At 45.5% G+C, this 26,074-nt stretch carries 25 protein-coding genes and 1 riboswitch; of the genes, 8 read left to right on the top strand and 17 right to left on the bottom strand.

Going from position 1 to position 26,074, the window contains the following annotated elements; translation table 11 throughout:
* Positions 1–338: 338 nt before the first annotated feature.
* Positions 339–2,174, top strand: a complete 1,836-nt coding sequence (locus DHAF_RS11410; protein WP_005814508.1) for an ABC transporter ATP-binding protein — start codon at positions 339–341, stop codon at positions 2,172–2,174.
* A gap of 59 nt (positions 2,175–2,233) precedes the next feature.
* On the opposite strand, the gene DHAF_RS11405 is transcribed toward DHAF_RS11410, so the two are convergent.
* From DHAF_RS11405 to DHAF_RS11395, 3 genes are all read right to left on the bottom strand, one after another.
* Complete coding sequence (locus tag DHAF_RS11405) at positions 2,234–2,977, bottom strand: amino acid ABC transporter ATP-binding protein (RefSeq protein WP_011459577.1); 744 nt, start codon at positions 2,975–2,977, stop codon at positions 2,234–2,236.
* Positions 2,978–3,011: 34 nt separating this feature from the next.
* The gene (locus tag DHAF_RS11400; protein ID WP_011459576.1) at positions 3,012–3,773 is read right to left on the bottom strand and encodes an amino acid ABC transporter permease; all 762 of its coding nucleotides are present in this window, start codon (positions 3,771–3,773) and stop codon (positions 3,012–3,014) included.
* Between the two features lie 136 nt (positions 3,774–3,909).
* Positions 3,910–4,758 (bottom strand): transporter substrate-binding domain-containing protein, encoded by an 849-nt coding sequence (locus DHAF_RS11395; RefSeq protein ID WP_005814503.1) that lies wholly within the window; start codon positions 4,756–4,758, stop codon positions 3,910–3,912.
* A gap of 122 nt (positions 4,759–4,880) precedes the next feature.
* Positions 4,881–5,062, bottom strand: a riboswitch (Lysine riboswitch).
* A gap of 191 nt (positions 5,063–5,253) precedes the next feature.
* Here DHAF_RS11395 and DHAF_RS11390 point away from each other — a divergent pair.
* Positions 5,254–5,748: a rubrerythrin family protein gene (locus tag DHAF_RS11390; protein WP_011459575.1), complete on the top strand. Its 495-nt coding sequence runs from the start codon at positions 5,254–5,256 to the stop codon at positions 5,746–5,748.
* Positions 5,749–5,927: 179 nt separating this feature from the next.
* Positions 5,928–6,980: a DMT family transporter gene (locus DHAF_RS11385; RefSeq protein WP_011459574.1), complete on the top strand. Its 1,053-nt coding sequence runs from the start codon at positions 5,928–5,930 to the stop codon at positions 6,978–6,980.
* Here the strand turns inward: DHAF_RS11385 and mutT are convergent.
* The 5 genes from mutT to DHAF_RS11360 all read right to left on the bottom strand — a co-directional run bounded on the left by mutT (position 6,962) and on the right by DHAF_RS11360 (position 12,745).
* Entirely contained in the window at positions 6,962–7,351 is a 390-nt protein-coding gene (gene mutT / locus DHAF_RS11380) for an 8-oxo-dGTP diphosphatase MutT (RefSeq protein WP_011459573.1), read from the bottom strand. The two genes, DHAF_RS11385 and mutT, sit on opposite strands and share 19 nt — an antisense overlap.
* Complete coding sequence (locus DHAF_RS11375) at positions 7,348–7,728, bottom strand: hypothetical protein (protein WP_015943966.1); 381 nt, start codon at positions 7,726–7,728, stop codon at positions 7,348–7,350. The genes mutT and DHAF_RS11375 overlap by 4 nt, the downstream gene beginning before the upstream one ends.
* A gap of 158 nt (positions 7,729–7,886) precedes the next feature.
* Positions 7,887–8,315 carry a hypothetical protein gene (locus DHAF_RS11370; protein ID WP_015943965.1) on the bottom strand — a complete coding sequence of 143 codons (429 nt, stop codon included), beginning with the start codon at positions 8,313–8,315 and terminating at the stop codon, positions 7,887–7,889.
* Positions 8,316–8,376: 61 nt separating this feature from the next.
* The gene (locus DHAF_RS11365) at positions 8,377–11,310 is read right to left on the bottom strand and encodes an ABC transporter substrate binding protein (RefSeq protein WP_011459570.1); all 2,934 of its coding nucleotides are present in this window, start codon (positions 11,308–11,310) and stop codon (positions 8,377–8,379) included.
* Between the two features lie 190 nt (positions 11,311–11,500).
* Entirely contained in the window at positions 11,501–12,745 is a 1,245-nt protein-coding gene (locus tag DHAF_RS11360) for an IS4-like element ISDha2 family transposase (protein WP_015943229.1), read from the bottom strand.
* Between the two features lie 293 nt (positions 12,746–13,038).
* On the opposite strand from DHAF_RS11360, the gene DHAF_RS11355 reads away from it, so the two are divergent.
* On the top strand, positions 13,039–13,710 hold the full coding sequence (locus tag DHAF_RS11355; protein ID WP_005814489.1) for a uracil-DNA glycosylase: 672 nt from the start codon (positions 13,039–13,041) through the stop codon (positions 13,708–13,710).
* A 98-nt stretch (positions 13,711–13,808) separates the two neighbouring features.
* Here DHAF_RS11355 and DHAF_RS11350 read toward each other — a convergent pair whose 3' ends face one another.
* Positions 13,809–14,261 (bottom strand): DUF2680 domain-containing protein, encoded by a 453-nt coding sequence (locus DHAF_RS11350; protein WP_005814486.1) that lies wholly within the window; start codon positions 14,259–14,261, stop codon positions 13,809–13,811.
* A 157-nt stretch (positions 14,262–14,418) separates the two neighbouring features.
* Here DHAF_RS11350 and DHAF_RS11345 point away from each other — a divergent pair, with 157 nt between their 5' ends.
* From DHAF_RS11345 to DHAF_RS11330, 4 genes are all read left to right on the top strand, one after another.
* Complete coding sequence (locus tag DHAF_RS11345; protein ID WP_011459569.1) at positions 14,419–15,114, top strand: response regulator transcription factor; 696 nt, start codon at positions 14,419–14,421, stop codon at positions 15,112–15,114.
* Positions 15,104–16,636, top strand: a complete 1,533-nt coding sequence (locus tag DHAF_RS11340) for a HAMP domain-containing sensor histidine kinase (protein WP_015943962.1) — start codon at positions 15,104–15,106, stop codon at positions 16,634–16,636. Before DHAF_RS11345 ends, DHAF_RS11340 begins: the two co-directional genes overlap by 11 nt.
* A gap of 83 nt (positions 16,637–16,719) precedes the next feature.
* Positions 16,720–17,391, top strand: a complete 672-nt coding sequence (locus DHAF_RS11335) for a cytochrome c biogenesis CcdA family protein (RefSeq protein ID WP_011459567.1) — start codon at positions 16,720–16,722, stop codon at positions 17,389–17,391.
* 46 nt (positions 17,392–17,437) lie between these two features.
* Positions 17,438–18,037 (top strand): TlpA family protein disulfide reductase, encoded by a 600-nt coding sequence (locus tag DHAF_RS11330; RefSeq protein WP_011459566.1) that lies wholly within the window; start codon positions 17,438–17,440, stop codon positions 18,035–18,037.
* 108 nt (positions 18,038–18,145) lie between these two features.
* Here the strand turns inward: DHAF_RS11330 and thpR are convergent, their stop codons facing one another.
* The 8 genes from thpR to DHAF_RS11290 form a co-directional block, all read right to left on the bottom strand.
* Positions 18,146–18,712: an RNA 2',3'-cyclic phosphodiesterase gene (gene thpR / locus DHAF_RS11325; RefSeq protein WP_015943961.1), complete on the bottom strand. Its 567-nt coding sequence runs from the start codon at positions 18,710–18,712 to the stop codon at positions 18,146–18,148.
* A gap of 32 nt (positions 18,713–18,744) precedes the next feature.
* Positions 18,745–19,983, bottom strand: coding sequence for a multidrug effflux MFS transporter (locus DHAF_RS11320; RefSeq protein WP_015943960.1), 1,239 nt, complete (start codon positions 19,981–19,983; stop codon positions 18,745–18,747).
* A gap of 121 nt (positions 19,984–20,104) precedes the next feature.
* On the bottom strand, positions 20,105–21,280 hold the full coding sequence (locus tag DHAF_RS11315) for a Ger(x)C family spore germination protein (protein ID WP_011459563.1): 1,176 nt from the start codon (positions 21,278–21,280) through the stop codon (positions 20,105–20,107).
* Positions 21,277–22,362, bottom strand: a complete 1,086-nt coding sequence (locus DHAF_RS11310) for a GerAB/ArcD/ProY family transporter (protein WP_015943959.1) — start codon at positions 22,360–22,362, stop codon at positions 21,277–21,279. Before DHAF_RS11310 ends, DHAF_RS11315 begins: the two co-directional genes overlap by 4 nt.
* Before the next feature lies 1 nt (position 22,363).
* Entirely contained in the window at positions 22,364–23,977 is a 1,614-nt protein-coding gene (locus DHAF_RS11305) for a spore germination protein (protein ID WP_015943958.1), read from the bottom strand.
* 158 nt (positions 23,978–24,135) lie between these two features.
* Entirely contained in the window at positions 24,136–24,759 is a 624-nt protein-coding gene (locus DHAF_RS11300) for an ABC-2 transporter permease (protein ID WP_011459560.1), read from the bottom strand.
* The gene (locus DHAF_RS11295; RefSeq protein ID WP_015943957.1) at positions 24,756–25,604 is read right to left on the bottom strand and encodes an ABC transporter ATP-binding protein; all 849 of its coding nucleotides are present in this window, start codon (positions 25,602–25,604) and stop codon (positions 24,756–24,758) included. Before DHAF_RS11295 ends, DHAF_RS11300 begins: the two co-directional genes overlap by 4 nt.
* Positions 25,605–25,985: a GntR family transcriptional regulator gene (locus DHAF_RS11290; RefSeq protein WP_005814465.1), complete on the bottom strand. Its 381-nt coding sequence runs from the start codon at positions 25,983–25,985 to the stop codon at positions 25,605–25,607.
* Positions 25,986–26,074 lie beyond the last annotated feature (89 nt).

The raw sequence follows: 26,074 nt of genomic DNA, 5'->3' as shown, positions 1-26,074 counted from the left end.
TTACTTCAACTTAATTTTATAGTTCCCCGGATCGCCGCGAATTTTACTTAAAAAATCCACCGAAATTAAAACAAGACCCACGGGTAGCTTTAAGAACTACCCATGAGTCTTGTCTTTTAAGACAAGCCAGACCTAAGCGGTCATTATGTTGACTTGCCACATAGCCATAACTATGCTGACTACTCCCCCATGGAAACCTTATATCGTCAATATTATACCATCAATCCGTCAATATTCAATCTGTTTTTCCCCTCTGCTCCATAATATTCCCTTTTAAGTCAAAGTGACAGCCACATAATAATACCCTATAATGGTAATTACACAAGGAGGAGGATTTCATGCGGTATGGCAGGCCCCAGGTGCGAAGCACCCGCTCTCCGCTAACTGAAGAAGAAAAACAAAATAAGCCCAAGGTCACCAAAGCCTTTCTGCGGCGGATTTTAAGCTACCTCCTGCCCTACTGGCCGCGACTCGCCCTGGTATTCGCGGCGATCATTCTTTCATCTCTTCTTGGGCTCCTTCCCCCTTTATTGTCCGGACGTATTATTGACGACGGGCTGCTCGGCAGAGACTTCCCCCTTCTGGTCCAGTTGATCCTGCTTTCTTTTATCGTTTTGATCATCGCCAACCTGATTAATGTCCTGGAGAACTACCTGACCACCTGGGTCGCTCAGCATATCATCTACGATATGAAAAATCAGATGTATGACCATTTACAGCAAATGTCTCACCGTTTTTTCACGAACAATCATCAAGGAGATATCATTACCCGCATGACCACGGATATTAACGGCGTGCAAAGCGTCGTTGTGGGTACTTTAACCAGACTTGTCAGCAATACCATTATCCTCGTGACAACTTTTGCTGCCCTTGTCCAAAAGAACTGGCTTCTGGCTTTGATTAGCATGATCATCGTCCCTTTGTTCATTCTCCCCACTAATCAAGTGGGCAATCGCCGCTGGTCCCTGACCATGGCTAAGCAGGAGCAAACAGATGCCTCCAATCAACTGTTTAATGAAACCTTAAGTGTCAGCGGTCAACTGTTGGTTAAATTATTTACCCGTGAGAGCAAGGAGTATGCGAAATTTGAGAAGATCAACCGGGAGATCACCCGTTTAAGCATCCGGGAAATTCTCGTGGGCCGCTGGTTCCGGGTCATTTTTGATACCTTCACCAATATGGGCCCCATGATCATTTACTTAGCCGGCGGCTTCCTCATGATCAAGATGGGCTCGGGCCTGACTGTAGGGGATATTACCGTGGTCGTCGCCTTGCTGGGACGTCTCTATCTTCCTGTGAATGTCCTTTTAACCATTCAGGTGGATATCATCCGTTCCCTGGCTCTCTTTTCCAGAATCTTTGAGTATTTTGATATCCCTGTTGAAATTAAAAACTCTCCCCAGGCTATTGTCCCCAAGGAGTGTGCCGGAACAATCGTCTTTGAGCATGTTTCTTTTCATTATGAGGGAAAACCCGTCCTGAAGAATATCAATCTGACCATCGAAAAAGGGAAATCCGTGGCTATTGTGGGACCTTCAGGTACAGGAAAAACCACCTTGATCAACCTCATCCCCCGTTTATATGATGTGACCGGGGGCAGGGTCCTTCTGGATGGGCAGGATGTTCGGGACCTTGACCTGAACTTTCTGCGCCAAAATATCGGCATGGTTGCTCAGGACACCTATCTCTTCAACGGAACCATTCGCGAGAACCTCCACTATGCCAATGAGCATGCCCAAGAAGAGGATTTGATCAGGGTGTGTCGGGAAGCCAATATCTATGATTTTATCCGTACCCTGCCTGACGGTTTTGACACGTTGGTCGGCAACCGGGGGTTAAAACTGTCCGGCGGTGAAAAGCAGCGCCTTGCCATCGCCCGGGTTCTCCTCAAAGACCCTAAAGTGCTGATCATGGATGAAGCCACCTCTTCTTTGGATTCCCTCAGCGAATCCCTGATCCAGGAAGCTATCGAACCCATACTTAAAGGCAGAACCAGCGTTATTATCGCCCATCGGCTCTCCACGATTATGGCCGTGAATGACATTATCGTCTTACAAGAAGGGGAAATCGTCCAACAAGGGACCCATTGGGAGCTGCTCAAAGAAGACGGACTCTACAAATTGCTCTATGAGACCCAGTTTAAAATAGCCCTGGAGGATCTGGAGCACCGTTAGGGCAAAAAACACCCTCAAGCTTTGGCAGTAAAGTCTTGAGGGTGCTTTCATATCTAGTCTTAAACTTGGGGAGTCAAGGTCCGTTTTAAGAACTCCCGGGTCCGCTCCTGTGTGGGGTTATTAAAGATCTCCTCCGGAGGACCCTCCTCGGCGATCACCCCTTTATCCATAAAGACCACCCGATCGGAAACCTCTTTGGCAAAGCCCATTTCATGGGTAACTACCAACATGGTCAGTCCCGATTCAGCTAATTCTTTCATAACCTTCAGCACTTCTCCCACCATCTCCGGATCCAGGGCGGAGGTAGGCTCGTCAAAGAGCATCACATCCGGTTCCATGGACAGAGCCCGGGCAATGGCTACCCGTTGTTTTTGCCCTCCCGACAATTGCTTGGGCTTGGCATTGATGTATTGCTCCATCCCTACAACTTTCAGGTATTTCATAGCCACTTCCTCAGCTTCGGCCTTGGAACGCTTCAATAATTTGATTTGCCCTACCATGCAATTGTTCAGGACATTATGGTTATTGAACAGATTGAACTGCTGAAAGACCATCCCCAGCTTTTGGCGGTATTGATAGACATCATGCTGATCATCGAGAATGTTTTCCCCTTTATAGATGATCTGGCCGCCGCTGGGTTTCTCCAAAAGGTTAATGCAACGGAGCAGGGTGGATTTACCGGATCCGGACGAGCCGATAATACAGACCACTTCTCCTTTGCGCACGGAAAAATCGATATCCTTTAAGACTTCATTAGGGCCAAAGGATTTGCTTAAATGTTGAACTTCAATGACTTTTGCCAAGTGTGTTCCTCCTTCCTCAATCGGATCTTGTCCATCAGGTCTTGGTTCTGCGCAGCATACTTTCGGCAGTCTGCACCTGCATTTGATTCATAGTGTAGCTTTCCGGTCCATCCATCCTTCTTTCAATATAACGAAGAATGCGCGTTACCGTAAAGGTCATAATGAAGTAGAGGATACAGGCCACAAAGAAGGCTTCAAAGTAGCGGAAGTTATTCCCGGCGATGGACTTGGTTTGGAAATACAGTTCCGTAACGGAGATCACATTGAGAACAGAGGTATCTTTAATATTGATCACAAATTCATTGCCTGTAGCCGGGAGAATATTGCGGATAACCTGAGGCAATACCACATTGAACATAGTCTGGATATGGTTCATGCCGATGGCATGGGCTGCTTCAAATTGTCCTTTGTCAATGGATATAATGCCGCCGCGGACGATCTCGGCCATATAGGCCCCGGTATTAATAGAAACGATAAAAATTCCCGCAAAGATATGATTCATATGGATGTCAAAAGCTAAGGCGGACCCATAATAAATAACCATAGCCTGAACGATCATGGGGGTTCCCCGGAAAAACTCAATATAGCTTGCCAAAAGAGCATTGACCACTTTCAGTAAAATGCGTTTAATTCCCCGTTCCGGCATGGGGATAGTGCGTATAACACCGATAATAAGTCCGATGAGAGAGCCAATGATGGTACCGATGATGGAGATTAAAAGGGTGAACCCTGCTCCGCGCAGAAACATGGGCCAGTTTTCAGTCAAAATGCGTATGATCCAATCTAAGCTCATCATTTTCCTCCTTACAAAAATATTTATAACCCCATAGTTGATGAGGCATTTTCAAAAACAGGACAAAACCGACTGCATTGAATGTAGCCGGTTTTATAAAACATTATTCCCTGCGGAGCAAAATGTCCTTTAATTCGTCTTAGTTAGCTGCCGGTTGGTTCTTAATCGCATTATCCATGATTTGGATACGCTCTGCTTCAGGAATCCCTTTTAAGATCTCATTGATTTTGGCGGTAAGTTCGCTGCCTTTTTTCACCCCTACGGCAATGGCCGTATCTTCAGGAGAAGTTTTGAATCCATCGGTTAATTCAACCATTTTAAAATCACTGTTGGCCGCCTGGGCACTGACCCCTTCCGGACGTTCGGAAACATAACCGTCAATCATGCCTGATTGTAATGCGACCCGCATAGCCGGGAAGTTATCCATAGCGGTCTGTTTGGCAACTCCTGGGATTTGGTCAATAACACCATAGTGGAAGGTGTTTAACTGAGCCGTAATTTTAGCCCCATTAAAGTCTTTAAGAGAGGTGGAGTTTTCATACTTGCTGCCGCTCTTGACCACGATCACCAGATCGGATTGGTAATAAATATCGGAGAAGTCAATGGTGGCTTTCCGTTCTTCAGTGGGGGACATACCGGCGATAATCGCATCGATTTTCCCGGAAGTTAAAGCAGGAACAAGACCATCCCATTCGGTTTTAACAATGACCAGTTCTTTGCCTAATCCTGCGGCAATTTTCTTGGCAATCTCCACATCGTAGCCACCAGCATATTCAGCACCGCCATCAATTTTGACACCACCGTTGGAATCATTCATTTGCGTCCAGTTAAAGGGGGCATAACCTGCCTCTAAGCCGACTTTAAAGGTATTGATTTCATTCCCTGCGTCCGGTGTTTGGGTATTGCCCTGGCCGCTTGAACCGCAGCCTGTGGCCAGCAGCATGACAGAAAGCAACCCTGCCATCACTATTGATAATTTTCTTTTCATTGGAACCTCTCCTTCTTCTCTTTACCTTTTTCATAATATTTAAAAATTGTGAAAAATAAATGAGACCTGAGTTGGTACTCAGGCCGCAAAAGTCATATTGCTCCTAAACCCCTCTTTTCCCCCGCCGAGATAGCACAACTCAATAAACCGGGACGTCTATTGAGACAGTTCTGCAGTTGTTCACTGCAGACCCAGCCCATAATACTGAGCGTATTAAAAGCTTCGGCGATATTTCCTTCTCCTTGTTTTCCTCGCTGCTCATGCTCCAAAAAGGACTGTTAAATATCGCACCTCTACCTCACCTGCAAAGTGAGGTTCACTATGAATTTATCTTCAGTCTACAATAACATTAGACAGCTTGTCAACCCGAACCGATTTGTATTATGTACTCATCAACTATTTCTTTAGAGGAAATTTAATGAAATTGTAGAATCTAGTTTATACTAGAGAAAATCAAGCACTCTCTAAATTATATTAAGAATTGGAGGATCAACAATGAGTGAACAAAAAACATTACAGCATCTTATGGATGCCTTTGCCGGTGAATCACAAGCCAATCGTAAGTACCTGGCTTATGCCAAAAAGGCCGAAAAAGAGGGTAAACTCAACGCCGCCAAACTCTTTCAGGCAGCTGCCGACGCTGAGACCCTGCATGCCCACAGAGAGTTGGAGCTCGCCGGTAAAGTAGGCTCCACCGTGGATAATCTGAAAGATGGCATCGCCGGTGAAACCTATGAGTTTGAAAGCATGTACCCTGATTTTATTAAAGTTGCCGAAGCAGAAGGCAATAAAGCTGCTGTAACCACCTTTACTTTTGCTATGAAAGCAGAAGAAGTCCATGCCAAGCTCTATAAAGAAGCTTTGGAGAATTTAGACTCAACGGAAGAGGTATTCTATTATCTCTGTCCCGTCTGCGGCAACATCGAAAAATACATCCCCGAAAAATGTTCCATCTGCAATGTTCCCGGGGATAAATTTATTAAATACTAAACCGGATCCGGCTTTACCAATAAGCACGGGCCGCCCGCCAGGGGGGACTCGTGCTTTATTATTATCCATGACTTTTATCCATGGTTTGTATCTGTCTTTCAAGGCTTGAAAAGTCTCGGTCACCCCGCCTATAATTAGATTATACTGAACAGGTGATCGCTTAAAGGAGTTGTGCTTCATTGACGTCAAAAAAGACTTCGGCCATTTTCTTTGCCATCCTTGCCGCCTTGCTTTTCGGGATCAGTTCTCCTGTATCCAAGCTCCTGCTGACGAAAATCCCCCCCACCATGATGGCTGCTCTTCTCTATCTGGGAGCGGGGCTGGGGATGTGTGTTGTTCGCTTATTTAACCATCGCCAAGGAACGGAGGTTAAGGAGGCCCGCATCACCCAGAAAGATTTTCCTTATGTCTTAGCCATGATCATCCTGGATATTGCCGCGCCCGTATTTTTAATGGTGGGCTTAACTTTGAGCTCGGCGGCTCATGCCTCTCTTTTAGGAAATTTCGAAATTGTGGCCACTTCCCTCATTGCCCTGCTTATTTTTCAGGAGTCCATAGGCAAACGCTTATGGGCCGCACTGGCTTTAATCACCTTGGCCAGCATTATCCTTTCTGTGGAGGACCTCAGCAGCTTTACTTTCTCCTTAGGCTCACTCTTCGTTTTGTTATCATGCATTTGCTGGGGTTTCGAAAACAATTGCACAAGAAAACTCGCCATCAAAGACCCCATGGATATTGTCATTCTCAAAGGCTTCGGCTCGGGCTTGGGGGCATTATTCCTGGCACTGTTCCTTAAAGAGACCTTAAGCGGTATCGGGTATATCCTGGGGGCACTTATGCTGGGTTTTGTAGCCTATGGCTTAAGTATCTTCTTTTATGTGCGGGCCCAGCGGGAATTGGGTGCAGCAAGAACCAGCGCCTATTATGCCCTGGCTCCTTTCATCGGGGTGGGCTTATCTTTTGCGATTTTCAGGGAAATGCCCAATGCCTCTTTTCTCGTCGCCTTAGGCATTATGATCGCCGGAGCTTATTTGGCCTCCAGTGAGGATCATGCCCATCTCCACGAGCACCCCGCCATCACTCATGAGCATCGCCACTCCCATAAGGATCCTCATCACAGTCATTCCCACTCCGATTCCTTTGCCGGAGAGCACAGCCATGTCCACACTCATATGCCACTGGCTCATAGCCATCATCACACCCCGGATATACATCACGGGCACATCCATTGAGGCAAATAGTGTGCTATGGGCACATCGGCGGGAAGCAGCTCATAATTCAGCAATTGAGTCACACCGACCCATTCATATCGATCGTGGACCCGCAGCTGAATCTCCCCCTGACGGATCTTGACCTGATAGGCCAACAGACGAATTGAGCCCTGGGGATACTCATAAAGGCTTGAACTGATATACTCCTGAACTTCAGCCTCTATCCCAAACTCTTCCCCAAGCTCACGTTTTAAACAGGCTTCAGGGGTCTCCCCCGGTTCCACTTTGCCGCCAGGGAATTCCCAACTTCCCCCATGCTGTTCACCGGGAGCTCTGCGGGCAATCAGGATGTTTTGACCTTTAATGATGATTGCAGCTGTGACATCTTTCATTGACTAACCTCATGCAATGCCTTCGTTAACAATGGCAAAGCTATATGGAGTGCTTTGAGATTATTACTAAGCATCGTATGCTGCCAAGTGCCTTGAGCTAATTTTACCCGTGCTTTCTCAGATTTGCTAATCAGAGAAGTGATTGGTGCAAGGGCATTTTTCAAATCTTCTTCGGTATAACACTCCACAGCGTCACTCTTTGTTAATCCTTTTGATATTAATGATGAAGCTATATGAAGTGCTTTAAGCCTATTCATTTGTAACGTATGCTGAGAAATACCTTGGGCAAATTTCTCTTTTGCTTTCTCAGTCCTGTTAATCATTGAGGCTATGGCTCGGAGTGCTTCTTCCCTATCCTCTCTTGTGAAATCATCCATAAACTCAACCTCCACAAATATGAATAATCCTCAGTTTAACTACCCGGCAAATTCTAATTTAAATCCTGGAGAATCCGCTTAGGGAATTACTAAGAAATGCCCCAGCCCCTTTGTATCAACTCAAAGGTCTCTGGGGCTAATCCCATCTTATTGAAGATTTACAGATAAGCTTTCAATTCCTGAACATTGTTTTCTTCAAAGCGCAAGAGCCGTTCCATAAGCTTGAGGATATGGGGTTCAGCTCCCTGATAGTTTTTGATCTTCTTTATGGCATTGATTACGCCCATAGTGCTGCCGATAACCAGCATTTCAGCCATATGTGAGGGGCTTTTATCCGTTAGGGTCTCATAGCTGATCATCAGGTAGGTACGTATTTTCTCCAAGGTGCCGATACCCTTTTCATCAAAGCCCTTCTCATTCAGCATCGCTTCGGCTGCCCTATGGATTTCCTGATATTCCTTATATTGAGATTTCAGATGGTTCTTAAACTCACCATCTTCCACAATTTCAATCAACTGATTAAGGGTTGCCACACCCATCTGGGAGTTCTGATAGACGAAATTTAACAGCTCGGCATTTCCATTCATGCAGGTCACACTCCTTTTCGCTAGTATAGCCGGAAAAGGAGTGAGTATGCGGAATTATGGCTTAAAACGAATCCAGAAAGTTTTTCTCATAGATTTTTTCTGCTTCTTCCGCTACTAATGGTTTGCTGAACAAATACCCTTGGATGCTGTTACAGCCGCTTAACTTTAATTGCTCATACTGCCATTGCTCTTCAATCCCTTCAGCAGTGATCACCAGGTTAAGGCTGTGGGCCAGGGAAATGATGCTCTCGATGACCTTGATATTGTCAGGGCTTAAAAACTTATCACAGAGAGACTTATCCAATTTCACTTTATCCACCGGTATATAGGTCAGGTAGTTAAGTGAGGAGAACCCTGTGCCAAAGTCGTCCAAGGCTATTTTTATGCCTAATTCCTTGATCTTTTCCAGCAGCTCCAGGGTAAGATGAGTTTCTTCCAGTAAAATACTCTCCGTAATTTCAATTTCTAAACACTGAGGATCCATCTCATACTCCGCCAAGGTATCCACGAGGAATTGCAAATAATCCCTGTCCCGGATCTGCTTGCTGGAAAAATTGATGGAAATAGACTTACGGGGATATCCTTTGTCCCGCCAGGCTGCTGCCTGACGAATGGCCTCTTTGGTCACAACTCTGCCGATTTGATAGATTAGATCCGATTCCTCGGCAATACGAATAAACACATCAGGAGAAATAGGGTGATGCTTCAGGCGCACCAAAGCCTCAAAGCTCTCTATTTCGCCTGTTTTTACGTTGACTTGGGGCTGATAAACCAGATAGAATCCGTCTTCCTGTACCGCTTTCCGAATAATTCCTTCCGTAACCGCCTTATTGCGGAGTTCCTGCTGCATCTCTTTATTGTAGAGAAGGTGATGGTTTTTGCCGCTGCGCTTGACTTGATATAAAGCAGTATCCGCATTCATAATCAACTGGTCGATATCTGTACTGTCCTCGGGATAACGGGTGATCCCCATGCTGAACTTAAGGGTAAACTCATTGCGTTCAATGGAAATGGGCTGGGAGAACATGATCCGAATCTGTTTGATGCATTCCTCTATATCACAGCTATCCCGATCCGTCATCAGGATAAGAAATTCATCGCCGCCGAACCGGGAGATGAACATATTGGGGCAGGCATGATCCAACAGCTTTTGAGCCACTGCTTTCAGGACCTTATCTCCCCAAACATGGCCCAGGGTATCATTAATTTCCTTGAAATTATCAATATCCATCAAGAGAATATATAAAGGCAGTGCTTTTTCAATCTCTTCCTGAAGTTTTTCCATAAAGGAGATGCGGTTAGGCAGATTGGTTAAATAATCATAATGAGCAAGGTGATCAATATACTCCTCTTGCAGCTTCTGGTCCGTCACATCCGTCATAATTCCGTAAAGAAAGATCTCTTCTTCGCTGCTTCCCCGGATGGCTTTCCCCTGTGCTTTGATCCACCGGGATGGCTTGGCACTGGACTTCACCGGAAACTCAACCTTGATCTCACTCTTTTCCCCGTTCAAATAAGCGGCAATTTCTTCATTAAGCAATTGGACAATCTTTTCATTAAGGTATTTGTCCATAAGCTGATCAACCGGCTCATGCCACGGAAATGGACGGGAAAGCCAGTTTTCAAAGTTCCGGGAGAAATAGATGCTCCGATTGCTCAGATTAAGCTCCCAGACGACGCTATTGGTACTGTTAATAGCATGCTCATATTTTTGATTGAGAAGTTCAATTCTCCGGACGTTCTCTTCAATAAGCCGGTATTGATGGCGAAGTTCTTCTTCAGTAGCTGCCAATTCTTCATAAGTGGCTGAGAGTTCTTCATTGCTCTCCCTTAATTTCCGCTGCATGGTACGGTGTTTAAGACTATCCATCCCCATCAAGGTGCTGATGATTAACATAATAAACAAAGCTGCAAATACACCCAAAAGCAGCTTCATGTTCTGTTCAAAATAGCTGCTCTTTTTATTGAGCAAAAGGGCGTCATGAGGGAGCAGACTTTCCGGAATATCAAAATGCTGGACCATTTGATAATCAAAGATCGTATAATAAGGGCTCTCGTTCATCATGGGCAGGTCCTGGACAGGAGTTCCCTGCAGCAGCTGAAAAACCATTCCTCCGGCTCTCTTCCCGGTCTCCCGGTAGGATACCTGAACCCCTCCCAAAAACCCTTGACCCACCCCGCCGCTGGTCGCCCGATACACCGGAACCTGGGTATTGGCACTGATAAAGGCTGCCGCTTCATCAATGGTAAGATCAAGCCCTGCCTGGTCTTTATACATACTGCCTAAAAATAAGATAATAGTATCATCCTGGATCTCCTGCAGGATATCGGCCATTTCCTCAGTGGTATGTTCAGAAATACTAATATCTTCAAAACGCAGACTGGGATAAAACCCTACCGCTCCATAAAATTGATCCTTCTCTCCCCTGCCGGTGATGCTGCCTTCCACCAGGCCGACAACCCGCTGGACATTGGAATTGAATTTCAGAGCCAGCTCTATGTTCTCCTTAATGGGGACACTTTCCACAATACCGGTCATGTAAGGATTGCAGGCTGCCTCTTCCGCCCGGTTCACATCATTAATACCTAAAAAAACAATAGGGAGCTCGTCAAAAAGCTCCTTCTGATAGGCCATAGCAAAATCAAGAGCTCGATCATCCCCTACAATGATAGCATCATAAGGTTGAAGGTTATCCAGTTTGTAGCGCAGAGCAGTAAAGAAATTATCGATATTTTCCTGAGTATCAAACCGTTTGGTATCCATGTATTCGATATCCAGCAGAATATTATGCGGATCCAAAGCCTGGTGAATCCCGGCGATTTGCTCCGGTACGGTTGCAAAGCTTTCCGAGTAGGAACTAATGAATAAGACCCGCTGGTTCGTTTGTGCTTGAATTAATAATGGCTTTTGCCCAATAAATAAAATTATCAAGGCAATCAGGATGATAAGGAGCTTTTTCATTAAGTTATGAGTGCTAATAATTCCCATCCGCATGCCTCCTCTTAGTTATTTATCAGTAGCGTTGCATTAAATTAAGATGGTTACTGTCAAGGGAAAATTCGCCTCAGGTCTCCTTCAATTATTTATCATAATTGGTGTATACAACCATCCGAGTTTACTCCCCTCAGTCCAAAGAAAGACCAGGCAACAGATAGCCCTTTTCCACATTTTTACACATATTATCTCACAGAATCACAGGGTCATATATCAAGTCATTTAACCATCCTGTGTCTTCCTCAGTGATGATGTAATGCTCTGTCATTTGGTAGATCTTTTCATGGTTAATCCTTTTGGCAGCTTTCCTTCTTCGTCGTCGGAGTTTTTCTAAAAACTCCTCATAGCTCTCAAAGAGACAGGTAATCAGTAGTCTTTGCAAGGTGAGCAAGTCTCTTGGATATTCCACTTCAAGTTTAAGCAGCATTAAAGAACAATAAGTCATCAGTGCTAATAGAATTTGGTTGGTTACTGCGGTTTCGCTTGTACCGTAAAAGTGTTTAATTTGAGCGTGCTGCTTGAGCCATTTAAAGAACAATTCAATCTGCCAGCGATAACGATAGATCTCACCCAGTTCTTCGGCACTTAGTTCAAAATCATTGGTCAAGATCGTAAAGGGTTCGTTGATGGTATCATCTATGGTCACTTCCCGGAGGGTATGCTTCATTTTTCGGGAACCTGTTCCTAGGATGATATCCACGTCTTCCTCGATAATCCCATCTTCTTCTACGGGACGCTCAACGCCTGTAAACTCCATGATTGCGTTGTTTTTGAGACGAGTAACAAAGCGTATCCCTTTTTCGCAGTAATCATCAAATAGCTCGTAGTCCACATAACCTCGATCAAAAATATTGAGGGCATCCTTATCTTCAACAATAAGTTCATCCAGCTTCTTGCGATCGGCTATTTTGGCTGGGGTAATGACCACTTCATCGGGTAGAGCTATTCCATCAAAGCTTAAGCGTAGATGTATTTTTACACCGGCTTTGCTCTTTCTGAACACGGCCCAGGGATAACGGGAAAGGCATAGGCTGATAGTCGATGCGTCAATCATGTACAATTTACCGAGTTGCTGCCGAATCTTCCCATACCCTTGCTTTTGAGCTACTTTGTGTAAAGTGCGCCTAAAGAGCATTTCCGAAACCTTAGTAGGCAAAGTCTTTAACCTTCGAGAAATCTGACTGTGACTAATGCTCTTTAAACCGATGGCTTGACCAAGATTGTCACTTAGAACGCTCGTACTGATCTTTCGTAAAGCTCTGTATTCTTGAAGTTGTGCGTTACTAATGAGGAGAGTGAGTTGATTTGTCTTTAGTTTTTGGGTCCTGCGATCGAGGTCTGGGACCTGCTGATGGATATCTTTCCATAAATCTTTTGAAAAAAGCGGCTGAAAGGCTTGCATAAATGTGGAATGCGTAGTATCCTTGTCCTGCATTTTAAATCTCCTTATAATTTGAGATTTGGGCAAGGACTACCCTATCTCTTATTATAAGGATTTTTTATGTGTATTTACAGTGATAATCAGGAATATACGCTGATTTCGGGTCTATTTGCTTAAATTTAGCTAAATTTGAGCTTTGACATTTTTGTTGTTAGCTTTATGCAACGCTACTGGTTATTTATACACTATTTTCAGACTATACTCAATTAGCTTTTCGAACAAATTTAACAAAAAACCATAAAACAATCGTATCCTAGGCTATGGTATAATAAACAAGGGTGATAAAGATGCAAATATTAAAAAATGATTGGCATGAATTATTAAAGGATGAGTTTGAACAGGAATATTATCAACAACTGAGAAAGCATTTAATACAAGAATACCGGACACGAACCATCTATCCTGATATGTATGATATTTTTAACGCACTACATTTTACTTCTTATCAAGATGTCAAAGTGGTCATTCTTGGGCAAGACCCCTACCATGGCCCGAACCAAGCCCATGGCCTGAGCTTTTCTGTCAAACCCGGTGTACCTGCTCCACCTTCTTTACAGAATATCTTTAAAGAATTGCAGAGTGACCTGGGCTGCCGAATCCCCAACCATGGCTACCTCAAGAAATGGGCAGAGCAGGGTGTTTTGCTCCTGAACACCTCTCTGACGGTTCGCGCCGGTCAAGCCAACTCCCATGCTCAGATCGGCTGGCATCAATTTACAGATAAAGTGATCGCGGCCCTGAGTCAGCGCCAGGACCCTGTGGTGTTTATCCTTTGGGGGAAAAATGCCCAGGCTAAACAAAGTATCATCGGCTCTCAGCATTTCATCATAAAATCTGTACATCCCAGCCCACTTTCCGCCCATGCCGGATTTTTTGGCAGCAAGCCTTTCTCCAAAGCCAATAATTTTTTAGTGTCCCAGGGTAAAGAACCTATTGATTGGCAGATTGAAGATATCTGATCCGCTCCTGGGCTCGGCAAATGTTACATTAAATTAAAGCAGGCTGTAAGGACCTATGCCCTTACAGCCTGCCTGTATAATGTGCCTTCCCGAAATGACTAGCGGGCTTGATTGTAGCCAAAGCCGCCGCAGCCGCCTTGACCACGGCCAAGCATACCGCCATTGCCGGCTCCCATCATTCCCCGTCCCCGGCCATAGCCATCCCCATAGCAATAAGCCTGATTCTCTTCCATGGCTGTGATCATCTGATCGGCTTGCTGCTGCGTCAAATTCCCGGATTCAACTCTTTGCGCCAAAGCATCTTTTCTCATTTCCAGAAGCTCTTTTTGGAATTCATCCAGTTTTCCGGCCTCATTGGCCATGACGCCTAAGCTTTTGCCTGTTTCATATTGTTCAGTCAGGACACTTTCCACTGTTTTTCCAGTGATTCCGGCTAAAGCCTCCACAGGGTTGTTATAGGCAGAGGCAGCCAGGACCGTTGAGGAAGATGCCCCTACTCCGAGCACAATGGCTCCAATCAAGATTGCTTTTTTGAACTTTTTCATAGTCATACCTCCTGTTTTTTTAATACTGAACCTTTGCTTATAGAGTAATCAAAAAGTATGACAGAACTATGTCTTTTCCGAGTTAAAACCATTGTATTTTTGTCACACGAGTTTTTGCAATACTATGGTAAAATAGGCTAAAGAATACTAGGGAGAGAATGTTATGTTAACTCTATTGATTGCCGATGATAATAAACAAATTACATCGATCTTAGAAGAATATGCGAAAAAAGAAGGCTATCAGCCTCATATAGCCTGGGATGGCTGCGCAGCTCTGGAACTTTTTCAGCAGCTTCAACCCGATCTGGTCTTATTGGATGTAATGATGCCTAAAGTTGATGGTTTTGAAGTCTGCCGGGAAATTCGTAAAACTTCCAACGTCCCCATCATCATGATTACTGCTCGGGGGGAGGATTTTGAAAGGATCATGGGGCTGGATATCGGGGCGGATGATTATATCGTCAAGCCCTTTTCCCCCGGCGAAGTGATGGCGAGAATCCGCGCCATTCTGCGCAGAATCAGTCAAAACGACGAGGAGAAAAAACAAATCCTGTCTTATGCTAACCTGATGATCAATCTGGATGACTATCTTGTGACCATTGATCAATGCCCGGTCTCCTTAACCAAGAAAGAGATCGAAATCCTCTGGACTCTGGCAACGAATCACAACAGAGTGTTCTCCCGGGATAATCTGCTCAACAGCGTATGGGGCTATGATTACTTTGGCGATATCCGTACCGTGGATTCCCATATTAAACGTTTGCGTTCCAAACTGGATTCCTTCCCCCATGAACAATGGGAGATTAAGACCATTTGGGGTGTAGGCTATAAATTCGGGGAGAAAACCAATGAAGAATAAAATCGCCCTTAAACTCACCCTGTATTTTTCCCTGAGTCTGCTCTTGTTCTCCCTTATTATCGGCAGTGTGTTTATGACCCTGTTCAAGAATCAGACGGTTCAGCTGCACAAGGTTGACATGGAAAAACGGGCAACCTCTATTGCCGGAACACTCTCAACCTTAATCAGCAACTCCAATGCCGCCGCTACCCAAGGCAACGAAGCCGGAGGAACAAACGGCATGAACAGCGCAAACCGTATGGGGGGCATGATGCACGGTATGGGCATGGGTGGTATGGGCGGCATGATGTACGGCATGGGAGGATACAGCTCTTACCTCCAATTCCTTGACGAAATCGCTATGGCCGATGTCTGGCTCGTGGATGAAACCCTCCAACTGATGACCATTGGCCATATGACCAACCGCCAGATCAACTATGCCGATTTACCGGCGGACGCCGACCAGGTCGTCAAAGAAGTGTTTCAGGGCAACACCACATTCAGCGAAGGCTTCAGTTCCCTTCTCAATACCCCGACCTTGACTGTGGGAGCCCCCATCAAAGCCGGGGAAAAAGTGGTCGGTGCCTTGCTTCTCCATTCCCCTATCCAGGGAACCAAGGAAGCGCTGCAGCAGGGGGCAGGGATTCTGGCCATGAGTATCACCGTCGCTCTCCTCTTATCCCTTCTCCTTTCCATTGTCCTGGCATATACTTTTACCAAACCTTTGAACCGCATGAAAAACTCCACCCTCCAACTGGCTAAGGGAGATTACCTGGCCAAGACCGGGGTTCAGCAAGAAGATGAAATCGGAGAACTGGCTTCGGCCATCGATATTCTCAGTGAACGCCTGGAGTCAGCCAGTCATGAAAGTGACCGTTTGGAACAGCAGCGCCGCGATTTCATCGCCAATATCTCCCACGAGCTCCGGACCCCTGTAACCGTCATTCGGGGTTCTTTGGAAGCCCTCTGTGACGAAGTCATCAGCGAGCCGGATCAGATCAAGGCCTACCATCGGCAGATGCTCAAGGAAAGCATCTTTTTGCAGCACTTGGTCAACGATCTTATGGATTTAACCCGTTTGCAAAATCCCGATTTTAAGATAGAAATGGAAAACACCAGCCTTGGGGATTTGCTCAGGGATGTCCTCCGCAGTGCTCAGAATATCGCCTGCGGCAAAGGGATCCTGTTAAAAACAGACATCGAGCCGGAAGCTCCTCTCTGTTCTATCCAGGGCGATTATGTGCGCCTCCGGCAAATGTTCCTGATTATCCTGGATAACGCCATCAAGTTCTCTCCAGCTGAAGAGGAGGTATGGATCACTTTTGCCAATAATACGGTAGCCATCCGGGACAAAGGACCCGGTATCCCTCCCGAGAATTTACCCCATATCTTTGACCGTTTTTATAAATCCTCAGCTGTGGAAAACAAAACGGGAACCGGCCTGGGATTGGCTATTGCCAAACAAATCGCCCACCGGCACAGGATTCAGATCACTGTGGACAGCCAACCCGGTCAAGGAACTCAATTCAGTTTTCACTTTTAGATACCTTTGGGTCTTGACTATGCTTTTAGAGCTGAACCCATACTTTTAAGTCTTGAAATATTATTTTTGGAAAGGATGATCACGTGCAGTATCTTTTGTTGTTCCTGGAGGGAGTCATTACCTTTATCTCTCCTTGCCTGCTTCCCATGTTGCCCATTTATATTTCCTATTTTGCCGGACAGGGGGCCAATGATAAAAAAATAAGAACCCTGACCAATGCTCTTGGCTTTGTCCTCGGATTCACTCTGGTTTTTGTTGCTTTGGGAGCTTTTGCCGGTACTGTGGGCAGTTTTTTGCGCGACTACAATCAAGTGATAAATCTTGTTACAGGGCTTATCGTGGTGTTATTTGGCCTGAATTTTATGGGAGTGATCCGCATTCCCTTCCTCAATACCAACCGGCAAGTCAATATGAAGGTAGTAAACTTAGGCTTTTTCTCCTCTTTGCTGTTCGGCATCATTTTCTCCATTGGCTGGACTCCCTGTGTGGGAGCATTTTTAGGCTCCGCCTTAATGCTCGCTGCCAGCGAAGGGGAAAGCCTCAAGGGGATATTCATGCTGCTGTGTTTTTCCTTAGGATTAGGAATTCCCTTCGTGGCCAGCGCTCTGCTCATTGAACGCCTGAAATCAACCTTAGACTTTATTAAGAGGAACTACCGAATTATTAATCTTATCTCAGGAGGACTTTTAGTCCTGGTGGGAGTATTAATGGCTACAGGGATGATGGGGTATTTCTTAACCCTGCTCACCTTTTAAAAATTAAACGAAAGATAACTATCAAACTAATCCTGGGAGGGTAATTATGAATAGTAAAACCAAATTAATTCTGGGCATCATTGCCTTTGTCCTGTTCCTGGGGATCGCCTATACGGCCTACTCCTCTTTGTCTGAAAACTATGGCCCCACTCAGGAGCCGATGACTCAGGGCCAGGATAAGCCGGATGCCCAGTCCGCAGATCCTGCTGCACAGGAAGAAAAGAAAACAGAAGCGCCCAATTTCACTGTCTATGGGACCGACGGTACCGAACATAGATTATCCGACTTTCGCGGGAAGCCTGTGGTCTTGAATTTCTGGGCCTCCTGGTGCCCTCCCTGCCGTGAGGAAATGCCCCATTTTAACGAAGTTTATGCCCAATATAAGGATGATGTAGCCTTTCTGATGGTGGATCTGGTAGACGGCCAGCGGGAAACCGAAGAATCCGGCCAAGCCTTTGTGGATAAAGAGGGGTATGATTTCCCTATTTATCTGGATAAAAACCATCAAGCCGCCTCTGTCTATGGGGTTTCCACCATTCCCACCACCCTGTTCATCGATGGGGAAGGATATATTGTAACCGGGTACCGGGGACCCTTGAAGAAGAGTACCTTGGAAACCATACTGAAAGATATGCTCAAACAATAGACTCTTCAGGGCGCACCCCTGTGAGATATGAATAAAGGAGCTGCAACAACTGCTGTCGCGGCTCCTTTTGCATGCATATGGCGATATTGATAACAACTCAACGATTCATTAACCCAGGGAATAATCCGCGAGCTTTGTATAGATTCTTTTGAACTGAACTTGCTCACTTTTAAAGAGGTGAATCCTTTCTACATGAGTTGGAGTGAACTCAAAACCTCCGACCTTTGCCTGGATTTCCTCAAAACCGCCTGCAAACACAATATCCTGTCCCAGAGTAATATGTGGACTAAAGGGCCTTCTTTCGGGAGGAAAGCCCAGAGGGGTCAGAACCTGATCCACTTTTTTATGGAGGGATCTCAAATCCTGCATATCACCGGCTAAGCCCAGCCATAGCACCCGGCAGGATTCTTTGCCGCCGAATACTCCCAGACCCTTCAACTCTAAATTAAAGGGTTTTTCCTTGCGGCATAAGCTCTGCAGGGATTCATCTATCTGAGCTTTTTGAGCAAAAGAGATTTGAGCCAAAAACTTTAAGGTAAGATGAAAATTATCCCGCCCCTTCCATCGCCCTTTTAAGGCATAACCTTTCAAGTTCTGCTGCAATTCATGGATTTCATCTTTCACTTCCTCGGTAAAGTCAATTCCCAGAAAGGCTCTGATGTTTTGATCCACCATACCTTACCCACCCCGGCTCTATTCACTTCAGATTACTGACTGTCTTTGACGCCGGCACAAGGAATATCGGACTTCATGAAGGCGTACCAAGCCAGTATGGAAATCCCTGAACCCACGGCAATCAGTGCTCCCAGGCCCGCTACGATATTTCCCCAGGAGATGGAGGCGATGGCCATACCCAAACTGCCGAATAAAGTAAAGGACATATTGAGAATAGAGGACATGGAGCCAGCATCTCCTTTTTGCTGTTCCATGAGAATATTTGTGCTGAAAGGACGCATGACGGTTCCTGCCAGGGACATCAAAACAATTCCCATTAAAAAGATATAGGGAGACAACTGCCCCAGGGTCATAATCAGAATTCCACTTAAGGCAGATAAACCAAAGCAGAGAACGGCTAACCTCTTCTTATTAAAATTAAGAAAGAAACGAATATAGATGGCCGGCCCTAAAATGGAGATAAAGGCATTGGCTGCAAAAAAATAACTGTACATTTGCTCGCTGAGACCGAAGTAATCGATATAAACATAGGAGGACACAGCGATATAGCCCATAAAGTGGATAGAGCCTAAAGCGAAAATAAGGGTGGGGATGATAAAGCTTTTATTGCCGGCCACCACCGCTAAACGGCTCCAGGAGCCGATCAGGCTGCCCCGGTAGCGCTCCTCTTCCCTTAATGTTTCCTGATAGAGGATCGTCAATACTAAATTGATGACACTAATGAAAGCCAATAGCCAGAAGGACCCCCGCCAGTCGGTAAAATACAAAATCCAGGCGCCGACTATAGGGGCAAGCATAGGCGCCAGTCCTGAAATCGCTTGGGTCACGGCCAGAATGGTTTCTCTGCTTTTCCCTGTAAAGCAATCTTTGATGATCGCCATGGAGGCGGAGGTAATCCCTCCTGAACCAATTCCCTGACAAGCCCGGGAAATAATCAAGAGGGTGATGTTAGTGGATAGGGCACAGGCAATGCTGCTGACAATATAAATAGCGCTCCCCACCATGATGATCGGCTTCCGGCCGTATCGATCGCTTAACGGTCCCCAGACGAGAATGGCTATAGCATAAAACAAAAAAAACAGGCTTAGGGTTAAATTGGTGATGGCGGCACTGCTGCCGAAATACTCATTCATCTTCGGCAAGGCCGGCAGATAGAGGTCCATAGATAAAGGGATAAACATGTTCATCAATACGATAAAGGCAATAAGGCCCTTCCGGCCCAGATGTTTCTGCCCCATTTTGTCTTGGCGGCTTTCTGTAACTCCTTGCATAGCGTTCCTCTTTCTCCTCTGCATCTTGTTTTAAAAATCAATCTCTTCTATTGTATAATTTTTCGCTGTAAATTTCCATGTCGAAAGAAGGAGAAACCGTCTTGACCCTTGCCTGATCGTTTTAAAAATCAAACCCAGTGTTGGATGTACCGAAAGCCTTAATTTCCGCATCTACTTCCACTTCAATTTCAGCATCTCTAAAATAACTGCGCCATTCAGGAGCAATGGTCTTCCATTCTTTGAGGTGATATCGATGCAGGTGTTCGTTAAAGCCGAAAATATCAGCATCACATTCTCTCGCCTTAGCGACAGTTTTCCAGACCACATCTATAATCTTTTCCTCAATAGCTTTTTCCAAGACCGGCCGATCCTCTTCATTCAGCATAGGTACGCTTGCCTCGTGGACTACACCGTCGGCTTTGATATGGATGGTAAACTTGGGTTTTCCCTCCACCAGCCCTGAGGAGATCTGCCCCTTGGTATTGGTCATATAAAAACTGAAGAGAACATCTCCCACCGTCACTGCCAGAGGGATTTCCGGATTCGTCGGACGTCCCACGCTGAGAACATACCCTAAAGCTTCTTCGTCCTCCAGCCACCCAACCAGCTCTGAGTCACGAATCACTCCAAATCCCTGAATCTCTACAGAGGTTTCGACGCTTTCCTCTCCCTCCTGCTTGGAATAAATTCTGATGCGGGGCAATACTGTATCCCGGTCCTTGCGAATAAGCTGCTTACTGAAATCCAATGCGGTCATTTTAAGAGCAGCTCCGCTTTCTTCCATGGTTTTATCAGCAATCTTGCGCACCTCTTTTGACAAAGTTGAACTCAATTCCGGTTCTGCCTGCAATATTTTATAAGCCTCCCCTTCACAAACAAACATATCAACACTGATACGGGAGAAGGGCAAGCGCAGGTCCGCACTCATGATATTGGGAAGTTCTTCCCGGGCCACTCTTTCCCCAATAATAATCGCCACATTATGCTCAACAAAATCCGTAGCCGGCAAGCGCTTGACCAGATTATTAAAAGCATCTTGGATCGTAATTCCGGTCCCTTTCAGCAGGAGCTCCCGCGCACTTGAATCTTTTTTTCCCCCACTGCCCTGAGGTACTCTCAAATCCAGGATGCGGGTGGAAATCTGCCATAGATCCTTCCCCTCGACGGTAACTCGATCCCAGGCAACAAGAGTTGATACAGCTAAGTCCTCCACTTCCCTGCTGTCCCAACATCCGTTCATCAGGAGGACGCTTGCCAACAGGCTGATCACTAATAAACCATGAGCCTTCTTCTTCACTGTGCCTTTCTTCCTTTCTTAAGGAGTACAGCCGCCGCCAATAACAGACCTGGTATCACCAGTTCAAAAACATAGGCAAAAGGCGGCCAATAGTTGCTTAAGAATGAATTTAACTCCATCGAATTGTTCAAAAGAAAATTGGAAGCTGCGGCGAGAACTAACCCAAAAGGAATTACAATCCGTTGATAGGATTTCCAGCCAAATACTTCGGCGGTCGTGACACACCCTAAATAATAAATGAGGGTAAACTTCACGACAACTGCGGAAATCCAGAGAAAAACGATGACCGTCTCAATGCGCAGAAAAGTGCTTCCAACTTCAATAAAACGAATGACCAGCCAAAAGGGTAAATCGTAGTTGGCCGTTAATTCCGGACCCAAAATAAGCACGGTTAAGAGTATATTCCCGGTAAAGAAAACTGCGGCGGCCAGGATAGCCCAAAAGCCTTGTCGAAAAATCTCTTTTTGCTTATGGATGTGGGGAAACAGAAAAGCCAGAATGATGCATTCACCAAACCAGGAACCCGGAACTACGGACGCCCTGATGATGGGATACATTCCTCCTTCCAGCAAAGGCATTAATTCTTTCAGCTGCATATCTTGAAAAGCAAAAAATACAATGCTAAGAAAGCTGAGCACAAACAGGGGCAGCACAAATTGAGCGGTACGGGCGATCACTTCAATCCCCTGGAAAACACCGTAACTGCAAACCAATATAAAACAAAGAGCGAGAAACCAGGGAGGAGTATTTTTCAAAAGAAAAAAATACAGAACTTCAGCAACCTGTTGTACAATCAAGAAACTAAACACCAAGAAAAAGATCATATAGCCGATCCCGATCATTTTCCCCAGATACTTTCCGGCGATAGTCCTGCTGTATTGGATTAAGTTCTTTTCCGGAAAACGCCGGTTGAGCTTTGTCGTCAGCCATAGAGTGAGACATCCCAATCCCGCTGCCAGAGCAGGTACCATCCAGGCTGACTGACCGGCCGTCTTAGCCGTAATACTGGGGACGACAAGAACAGCCGTCGCCATAATCGTTAAAAACAAAAGCACGGCAAATTGTGAAGCAGATATGCGCACTCTATCGATGAGAGTCCCCTCCCTCTTGATCCGGCTTTTGGGGCCCCTGATTCCTTGCCTGACGTTCCGTCCCCTCATTCACCAAACGGGGACGGGCGAGCATCGCCCACCAGGGCGCACGAACGACGGTGTCTTTAAGATCTTTGAGGCTATAGGGCGCAAAGGGGGTAAGATAAGGCACTCCAAAGGATCTTAAACTGTTGAGATGAAAAAGAATAAACATAAGAGCAAACATAACTCCTACGATTCCTAAAATAGCCGAACATACCAAAAGGAAAAAGCGCAGGATACGAATAGACGTCCCGGCCGGATAATTAGGAATCGTAAAGGAGGAAATAGCGGTCAAAGCCACGACAATTACGGATAAGGGCGACACAAAACCGGCGTTTACCGCAGCTTGGCCAATGACAATACCCCCTACGGTGCTAATCGCCTGGCCTATGGTTTTAGGAAGGCGGACCCCTGCTTCCCGCAGCAATTCAAAGGTTATTTCCATAGCAAGAATCTCCAGAAAAATGGGAAAAGGCAATTCCTGGCGGGCGCCTGCCACAGTGGCGAGCAAGGGCAGGGGAATCAATTCCTGATGAAAGGAAAAAACAGCCACCGTTAAGGCCGGGAGCATCAGAGAGAAATTGAGGCCGATAAAACGCAAAATACGAATAAAGGTGGAAAATTCGGCAGTCGTAAAATAGTCCTCAGAGGCCTGCAGCAGTGTCATAAAAGTGCAGGGCACCACCAGGCTCACAGGAGTATTGTCCACCATAATAGCGACTCTGCCCTCCAGCAAACAGCCCGCGACCCGGTCAGGACGTTCCGTGGTGAAGATCAAAGGAAAATTCGATAGGGATTCATCCTGAATCATTTCTTCGATATAGCCGCTGGCCAGAACTCCATCTATTTTAATCCTGTGCAGACGGATCTTTACTTCTTCCACGATTTTATTATCAGCGATTCCCTGAATATAGCAGACACCTACTTTCGTGCGGGTCAGCTCACCTATCTCGAAGGCCTCCATCTTAAAGCGGCTGGTGCGTATGCGGCGGCGCAGCAGCATGACATTGGTGGCTAAACATTCCACGAAGCCGTCTTTAGGTCCCCTGACCACCGGCTCTGAATCAGGCTCTGCTATACTCCTCGCTCTTTCCCCATGAGCATCCATCAATAAGGCAGCCGGCGCTCCCTCGATAAGTAAAGCCACCTTAGAGTCCAATATCCCTTTGGTTAGTTCGCCTATGTCCCGGGCCGTTTCCACATTGGCCGCTGTGCTTAAGTGATTCCGGACAAAGTCAACGATTTTCTCAGCAACCGGCTGACCATCGTCAGCCGCCCCAGATGTTTCATGCATCATTATCGGCCCCAGCATATACTCGGAAATTTTTTTGGCATCAGTAATTTCCTGGAAATAAATCAGTGCGGCATCGATGGACTCACCAGCATTAATCTTAAATTCCCGGAAAGTAATATCACCACACCGCTCAAAGATCTGCTGCAAACTTTGCAGGTTTTCCTGAAGGGAATGATCCAAAGCCTTAGCCTGGACTTCCCATTGATCTTTTTCATTGGCATTTTTTTCATTCCCTTGAGAGAGGGCTTTTTGAATCAATTCCTTAAGCATACACTTCCCTGACCTTCTTGAATGTTTCTATAGATAACTATTATTGAGTTAGTATGCCAAATAAAGGGAATCTCCATCCTCAAACACAAAAGGGATCTCTGAACATCAGTCCAAAGATCCTCCTCTTCAACGGCTCCCAGCCCCTTCCGAGCAAAGGGCTAAAACTCTTTTTTATTATAGATACCAATGGAGATTTTCACAGAAAACAGGAGCAGACCTGCCACAATCAGAGGTGATAGATATCCTAAAAATCTTAGGGTTTGAGCACTGGGAGGCTCAATCCCCAGCTGGGGAAGCATCATAACAATCATTGAGGGAATAAAAAACGCCAGCAGCATAATAAATCGGGCCTTTTCCACACCAAATTTAAAAAGTATGGGCAGGACAAGGGCGAGAAAGAACAAACCAGCTCCACCTAAGGCCAAGGTCATGACGAGCATCTCCCCGATGACCATTTCACCTGTAAAAAAGACGATGATCCCACCGAGAATGCCAATTATAATCACTGCCAAAAATTCAGCTATGATCGCAAACAAATATTTGCTGAGGACAATGGTTTTTCTGGGGATGGGCATAGATAGCGCATATTTATCCCATTTGCTTTTTTCATCATAAGCCATGGTCGTGACAGGCAGCATAACACAGAGGAGAACGATCATGCCTGCCAGCATACTTAGATTTTGAAATACGACTGAATAGACGGCATAGAACACCAGCAATGCCAAAAGTATTTTACCTTGCTGTCTTAAGGCAAAGATATCCTTAATAATCAATCCTTTCATTTCCCTACCCCCCTGCTATAAAACAGCATAATATCCTCGATTCCTGCTGAATCGATCAGGAATTTGCCTTTGAGCTTTTTTCTTTTGACCAGAGCTTCAACGCCAAACTGATTTTTCCGATAGCCCATGATCAACCCTTTATCCAGTTGATCCAATTCCGTATGGCTGCACTTGAGAATCCCATAATCCTCAAGAAGCTGATCCTTGGCCTCGCTGAATAATATTTTCCCTTTATGAATGAACGTAATATAGTCGGCAATTTTCTCTAGATCACTGATGATATGCGAGGAGATCAAGATAGAATGTTCTTCGTCCTGGATAAACTCCAGAAAAATATCCAGAATTTCTTCCCGCACCATGGGATCCAAACCACTGGTGGGTTCATCAAGAATCAAGAATTTAGGGTGATGAGACAAGGCCGCAGCGATAGACAGCTTCATTTTCATACCCCTGGAATAATCTTTGACCTTTTTCTGGGGCGGCAAACTAAATCTCCGCAGATAACCGTCAAAAAGCTTCTGATCCCAGTTCCTATAGATATTGTTCATCACCAGGGATATATCCGCGGCATTCATATTATCCGGAAAGTTGCTCTCATCAAACACAACTCCTATGTCTTCCTTGATCTCCTTCTCATGGTTCAAATTATCCTTGCCTAAGATCTTCACCTCTCCCCCATCACGCCGGATTAAGTTGAGCAGCAGCTTAATGGTTGTGCTTTTTCCCGCTCCATTCTCCCCGACTAACCCCATAATGCAGCCCTTGGGTAAGGAAAAGCTGACATTCTTCAATTCAAACTCCTGATATCTTTTCGATAGATTCTTTGTTTCGAGGACATTTTCCATTTATTCCTCCCCTTCCTTATAAAGCATGGCCGTGATCTCCATAAGCTCTTCCAGTGATATATCTGAGAGTTTAGCCGTCTCAATAGCTTTTTGCAGGTATTCTTCCACCTTCCGCAAATGCTCTTCTCGTATAAACTCTGTATTTTGCGCAGCGACAAAGCTTCCCTTCCCCATGATGGACTGGATAAACCCATCCCGTTCCAAATCCTCATAAGCTCTTTTCGTCGTAATCACACTAATACGCAGTTCTTTAGCTAAAAGACGCATAGAGGGCAGGGCCTCCCCAGGCTTAAGCTCTCCTGTGATAATCAGATTTTTGATTTGAGACGTGATTTGCTCATATATAGGCTTCCCACTGGAGTTGCTGATGATAATATCCAACGGATCACCTCCCTGTTATCTAAGTTCATAGTGTATATATTCATTATATACACTATGAACGTTTAGTCAATCTTTTTTTATATATAACG

Source organism: Desulfitobacterium hafniense DCB-2 (assembly GCF_000021925.1).
GTDB classification, from domain to species: Bacteria; Bacillota; Desulfitobacteriia; order Desulfitobacteriales; family Desulfitobacteriaceae; genus Desulfitobacterium; species Desulfitobacterium hafniense.
The sequence above is the reverse complement of the archived record's forward strand: the minus strand, read 5'-3'. Positions and strand labels throughout refer to the sequence as shown.

Coding starts and splice junctions, on each gene's coding strand:
- DHAF_RS11295 (WP_015943957.1), bottom strand. CDS start 25,604: ATGGAAAATGTCCTCGAAACAAAGAATCTATCGAAAAGATATCAGGAG.
- DHAF_RS11395 (WP_005814503.1), bottom strand. CDS start 4,758: ATGAAAAGAAAATTATCAATAGTGATGGCAGGGTTGCTTTCTGTCATG.
- DHAF_RS11340 (WP_015943962.1), top strand. CDS start 15,104: ATGAAGAATAAAATCGCCCTTAAACTCACCCTGTATTTTTCCCTGAGT.
- DHAF_RS11355 (WP_005814489.1), top strand. CDS start 13,039: ATGCAAATATTAAAAAATGATTGGCATGAATTATTAAAGGATGAGTTT.
- DHAF_RS11350 (WP_005814486.1), bottom strand. CDS start 14,261: ATGACTATGAAAAAGTTCAAAAAAGCAATCTTGATTGGAGCCATTGTG.
- DHAF_RS11345 (WP_011459569.1), top strand. CDS start 14,419: ATGTTAACTCTATTGATTGCCGATGATAATAAACAAATTACATCGATC.
- DHAF_RS11360 (WP_015943229.1), bottom strand. CDS start 12,745: ATGCAGGACAAGGATACTACGCATTCCACATTTATGCAAGCCTTTCAG.
- thpR (WP_015943961.1), bottom strand. CDS start 18,712: ATGGTGGATCAAAACATCAGAGCCTTTCTGGGAATTGACTTTACCGAG.
- DHAF_RS11410 (WP_005814508.1), top strand. CDS start 339: ATGCGGTATGGCAGGCCCCAGGTGCGAAGCACCCGCTCTCCGCTAACT.
- DHAF_RS11305 (WP_015943958.1), bottom strand. CDS start 23,977: ATGCTTAAGGAATTGATTCAAAAAGCCCTCTCTCAAGGGAATGAAAAA.
- DHAF_RS11370 (WP_015943965.1), bottom strand. CDS start 8,315: ATGAATGGAAATGCCGAGCTGTTAAATTTCGTCTATCAGAACTCCCAG.
- DHAF_RS11320 (WP_015943960.1), bottom strand. CDS start 19,983: ATGCAAGGAGTTACAGAAAGCCGCCAAGACAAAATGGGGCAGAAACAT.
- DHAF_RS11330 (WP_011459566.1), top strand. CDS start 17,438: ATGAATAGTAAAACCAAATTAATTCTGGGCATCATTGCCTTTGTCCTG.
- DHAF_RS11365 (WP_011459570.1), bottom strand. CDS start 11,310: ATGCGGATGGGAATTATTAGCACTCATAACTTAATGAAAAAGCTCCTT.
- DHAF_RS11400 (WP_011459576.1), bottom strand. CDS start 3,773: ATGATGAGCTTAGATTGGATCATACGCATTTTGACTGAAAACTGGCCC.
- DHAF_RS11390 (WP_011459575.1), top strand. CDS start 5,254: ATGAGTGAACAAAAAACATTACAGCATCTTATGGATGCCTTTGCCGGT.
- DHAF_RS11375 (WP_015943966.1), bottom strand. CDS start 7,728: ATGGATGATTTCACAAGAGAGGATAGGGAAGAAGCACTCCGAGCCATA.
- mutT (WP_011459573.1), bottom strand. CDS start 7,351: ATGAAAGATGTCACAGCTGCAATCATCATTAAAGGTCAAAACATCCTG.
- DHAF_RS11300 (WP_011459560.1), bottom strand. CDS start 24,759: ATGAAAGGATTGATTATTAAGGATATCTTTGCCTTAAGACAGCAAGGT.